Below are 4,713 nucleotides of genomic sequence, written 5' to 3'. Positions count from 1 at the left end.
CCGCCCGCGCCCGTGCCCGGCGCCGGCGCGCGGCGGGCGCTGACCCGCGCCGACGGCGGGCGCAAGTTCGAACACAGCCACCGCACCTACGAGATGCTGTGCAGCGAACTCAGCGGCCAGTCCAACCTGTTCTGGCGGGTGACCGTGCGCGACAAGCCGCCCGGCGACGAGGACGCGTTCGTGTCGCATCCGGGCGAGGAGTTCGTGTACGTGCTCAAGGGCAAGGTCGCGCTGCACACTGACGCCTACGAACCGCTGGTGCTGGCCGCGGGCGACAGCGTGCTGTTCGACGCGCAGACCCGCCATGCGTATTTCGCGGTCTCGCGCGAGGCGGTGCTGTTGATGTCCAATACCGTCGGCGAAGACGGCGCGCGGGTGCAGAGCGAGGCGGCGAGCGCCGGGTTGCGGCCCAAGCGCAAGCGCTGACTCGTCGGAGCGTCGCGGCAGCGCGGCGTTGAGCCCGGCGGGCCGGCCGTCGTACCGAGCGTTCGCCGCTGAATCCCGCGACCTGAATCTTTCCGCCCGACTCACGCCGCTTGAATTCGGCGGCACGAACTAACCCGTGCCAAGCGAGCCGCACGGCGAAGTCAGCCGCCGAGCAGGATCAGCTCCGCCGCCTTCTCGCCGATCATGATCGCCGCGGCGTTGGTGTTCGCGCCGACCAGGGTCGGCATGATCGAGGCATCGGCCACGCGCAAGCGCTGCACGCCGTGCACGCGCAAGTCCGGGCCGACCACCGCCAGCGCGTCCACGCCCATGCGGCAGGTGCCGGCCGGATGGCTGAAGCGCATGCAGTGCTTGCGCAGGAACGCATCCCACTCGGCGTCGCTGTCGACCTGCGCGCCCGGGCGCAGTTCGCGCTCGACATGGCCGCGCATCGCGCCGGTCGCGTACAGCCGCCGCGCCAGCTTCGCGCCTTCGCGCAGCAAGTCGCGGTCGTGCGGATCGGCGAGCATTTCCAGGCGGATTTCCGGCAGCTCGGCCGGATCGGCCGAGCGCAGCCGCAACGTGCCGCGCGCGCGCGGACGGCAGACATTGACCGCGATGACCACCGCCGGCACCGGCAACAGCACCGGGCCGTCGCCGGACGTGTTGTAGCCGATCGGCGTGAACACCAGTTGCAGGTCCGGCCGCTCGACCTGCGGCGCGCTGCGGGCGAAGGCGACGGCGTGGCCGATCGGCGTGGTCCCGGGGCCGCGGCCGCGCAGCAGGAAATCCAGGCCGTGGCGCAGCACCGACAGCGGGCCGGTCTCGACGTTGTAGGTGCGCATATTGACCTGCGCGGTGACCAGCGCGCCGGGATGCTCCTGCAGGTTCGCGCCGACGCCCGCGCTGTCGCGAACCACGCCGATGCCGTGGCGTTCGAGTTGCTGCGCCGGGCCGATGCCCGACAGCATCAACAGCTTGGGCGAGGCCAGCGCGCCGGCGCAGACGATGACCTCGCGCCGCGCGTGCGCGACCTTGCGCTGCCCGCGATGGCGGTACGCCACGCCGTGCGCCGCAGCGTCGGCGATCAGCACCCGTTCGACCAACGCGCCGGTAACGATGTCGAGATTGCGCCGCCGCCGCGCCGGGCCCAGGAACGCGCGCGCGGCGCTGTGGCGCCAGCCGCGCAACTGGGTCGCCTGCAGATAGCCGGCGCCGAACGGGTCGCCGCCGTTCAACGCGTCGTTGCGCGGCAATCCCAGTTCTGCGGCCGCGTCGAGGAAGGCCGCGGCGAGCGGATGCGGACTGCGCAGGTCGGCGACGCTGAGCGGCCCGTCGCCGCCGCGGCCCGGGCCGGCGCCGCGCGAGTTGCGTTCGCTGCGCACGAAGCACGGCAGCACCTCGTCGAAGCTCCAGCCCGGATTGCCGGCGCGCGCCCAGTCGTCGTAGTCCTCGCGCGCGCCGCGCAGGTAAATCATCCCGTTCACCGAACTGCTGCCGCCGAGCACCTTGCCGGCCGGCCAGTCCTCGCTGCGTCCGTCGCGGCTGGGGTCGGGCTCGGTGCGGTAGGGCCAGGTCACCTTGCCGCTGGACAGCGCCATTTCCTCTCCGGCCGGTACATGGAGATAGGGATAGATGTCGGCCGGGCCGGCTTCGAGCAGCAGCACGCGCACGCGCGGATCGGCCGAAAGGCGATGGGCGAGCACGCTGCCGGCCGAGCCGGCGCCGACCACGATGTAGTCCCACGCGGGGAAGGAAGCCTGATTCACGCACGGACCTCGCCGGTTGGGCCGCCGTCCGTCGGCTGAGCCGGGGCGCGACGGCGAGAGGGTTTGACACCCGGATCGGGATGAGCGAAAACTACCACGCGATGTTTCCATATGGAAACAAAGTTAACAAAAGGAAACGTCTTCGAATGTCCGACCCGAACCTCAGCTCGATCGCCACCGTCGACGACGTCGTCCGCCTGATCCAGGCGCGCCGCCCCGACCACGTCAACGTCGGCTACGGCGACATGCCGGGCCAGCTGCGGGTCAAGTACGTGTCCGCCGAGCGCTTCCTCGGCGCGCTGGACAAGGGCATCGGCTTCGCCGGCGCGGCGCTGGCGCTGGATCACGGCGACGTGCAGCGTCCGGCGCAGGGCGTCAGCAGCGGCGACGCGGTGACCTTCGGCGACCGCCTGTGCCGGATCGTGCCCGACAGCGTGCGCGAGATCCCGTGGGAAAGCCCCACGCGCAATCTGCTGTTCCTGGCCGATTTCGAGGAGCCCGAAGGTCCGCTGCAGCCGCGCAACGTCTATCGCCGGGTGCTGGCGCGCGCGCGGGCGCAGGGGCTGCGCGCGTTCCACTCCAGCGAATACGAATTCACCATGTTCGAAGAAACGCCGCGTTCGGTCCGCGAGAAGGACTATCGCGGCCTGCGCCTGGCCACGCTCGACAACTCCTATCACCTGATGCTTCGGCAAGGCGTCGGCAGCGGCTTCTACAACGCGCTGATGGACAGCTGCAAGCGCATGGACGTCCCGCTGGAAGGCGTGCACGAGGAAATGGGCGCGGGCTTCATGGAAGCCGCGCTGGCCTACGGCGAGGGCGTGCGCGCGGCCGACGACGCGATGCTGTTCAAGACCGTGGCCAAGATCGTCGCCCAGCGCCACGACAAGCTGATCACCTTCATGGCGCGCTGGTCCAACCAGGCCGACGGGCAGAGCGGCCACATCCACGTGTCGCTGCGTGACGGGCAGGGCGATCCGGTGTTCCACGATCCGGGCGAGCCGCGCGGCATGAGCCGGACCATGCGCCACTTCGTCGGCGGCGTGCAGCGCTTGCTGCCGGAGTTCCTGATCCTGTTCGGGCCGACGGTGAATTCGTTCCGCCGCTACCAGCCGTGGATCTTCTCGCCGGTGGCGGCGACCTGGGGCTGGGAGAACCGCACCTGCGCGCTGCGCCTGATCGGCGGTTCGCCGCATTCGCAACGCGTCGAATGCCGGGTGCCGGGCGCCGACGCCAATCCTTATCTGGCCCTGGCCTGCGTGCTCGGCGCCGGCCTGTGGGGCATCGAGCAGGCGATCGAGCCGGGCGAGGAAGCGACCTGGAACGTCTACGACAACCTCGACAAGGTCGCGCCGCAGTACCGCTTCCCGCGCAGCTTCGCCGCGGCGATCGAGCGCTTCGACGCCTCGCGCGCGGCGCGCGAGCTGTTCGGCGACCGCTTCGTCGACGCCTACGTGGAGATGAAGCGCGCCCAGGACGAAGAGTTCGCCGCGCTGGTCACCGACGTGGAACTGCGTCGCTTCTTCGAATTCGCCTGAGGCCGCCGGTGGACGCCTTCGAAATCGTTTCTCCGGTCGACGGCCGCTTGCTGTCGGTGGTGCGCCATGCGCGCGAGTCCGAGTCCGAACGCGCGCTGCAACGCGCGCAGGCGGCGCTGCCGGGCTGGCGCGCGCTCGGGCTGGACGCGCGCCTGGACGCGATCGAAGCCTTGGTCGCGGCGATGCAGGCGCGGCGCGCCGAGTTCGCCGAGCAGGTGCTGTGGCAGATCGGCCGGCCGCTGCAGTTCGCCGACGAACTGGGACGGGTGCGGGCGGGCTGGGAGCATACGCGCGCGCTGGCGCCGCAGTTGCTCGGCGAACGGGCCGTGGACGGCGGCGACGGCATCCGCCGCGCGCTGCGGCGCGAGCCCAAGGGCATCGCGCTGGGCATCTGCGCCTGGAATTACCCGGTGGCGATGGCCGCGCAGATGGCGATCGCGGCGCTGGCCGCCGGCAATGCCTTCGTGCTCAAGCACGCGCCGCAGACCGCGCTGGTCGCCGAGCTGATGGCGCAGTGCGCGGACGCGGCGGGCTTGCCGGACGGCGTGTTCCAGGCCTTGCACCTGCCGCATGCGATGGTCGAGCGGCTGCTGTCGCAACGCCGTTTCCAGGCGGTGCAGTTCATTGGTTCCGAACGCGGCGGGCGCGCGGTGCTGGCGGCCGCCGGCACCGGACTGGTCGCGGCCGGGCTCGAGCTGGGCGGCAAGGATGCGGCGTATGTGCGCGCCGATGCGGACCTGGACTGGACGGCCGCGCAACTGGTCGAAGGCGCGTACTCCAACTCGGGCCAGTCGTGCTGCTCGGTCGAGCGCATCTATGTCGACCGGCGCGCGTACCCGCGCTTCGCCGAGGCCTTCGTCGAACGCGCGCGCGCGTTGCGGCTGGACCATCCGCTGCGCTCGCCGGATCTGGGGCCGGTGGTCAGCGCTGCCGCGGCGCAGCGCATCGCCGGCGAAGTCGCCGCGGCGGTCGCCGCCGGC

Annotated in this window: 4 protein-coding genes; 3 read left to right on the top strand and 1 reads right to left on the bottom strand. The window is 71.4% G+C overall.

The window, feature by feature from the left end:
* Positions 1-426, top strand: a 426-nt coding sequence (locus A7A76_RS20155) for a cupin domain-containing protein (protein ID WP_206412987.1), incomplete at its 5' end; no start/stop codon positions are given.
* A 161-nt stretch (positions 427-587) separates the two neighbouring features.
* Here the strand turns inward: A7A76_RS20155 and A7A76_RS20150 are convergent.
* The gene (locus tag A7A76_RS20150) at positions 588-2,195 is read right to left on the bottom strand and encodes a GMC family oxidoreductase (RefSeq protein WP_343225378.1); all 1,608 of its coding nucleotides are present in this window, start codon (positions 2,193-2,195) and stop codon (positions 588-590) included.
* Positions 2,196-2,341: 146 nt separating this feature from the next.
* Here A7A76_RS20150 and A7A76_RS20145 point away from each other — a divergent pair, with 146 nt between their 5' ends.
* Entirely contained in the window at positions 2,342-3,733 is a 1,392-nt protein-coding gene (locus A7A76_RS20145; protein ID WP_206412985.1) for a glutamine synthetase family protein, read from the top strand.
* A gap of 8 nt (positions 3,734-3,741) precedes the next feature.
* The coding region (locus tag A7A76_RS20140) for an aldehyde dehydrogenase family protein (RefSeq protein ID WP_206412984.1) at positions 3,742-4,713 on the top strand (972 nt) is incomplete at its 3' end.

It is taken from the genome of Lysobacter enzymogenes (assembly GCF_017168095.1).
Classification (GTDB): domain Bacteria; phylum Pseudomonadota; class Gammaproteobacteria; order Xanthomonadales; family Xanthomonadaceae; genus Lysobacter; species Lysobacter enzymogenes_D.
This window is presented reverse-complemented; position numbering and strand designations above follow the sequence as displayed.

What these genes read in the sequence shown, in the direction of transcription:
- A7A76_RS20145 (WP_206412985.1), top strand. Translation starts at nt 2,342, where the DNA reads ATGTCCGACCCGAACCTCAGCTCGATCGCCACCGTCGACGACGTCGTC.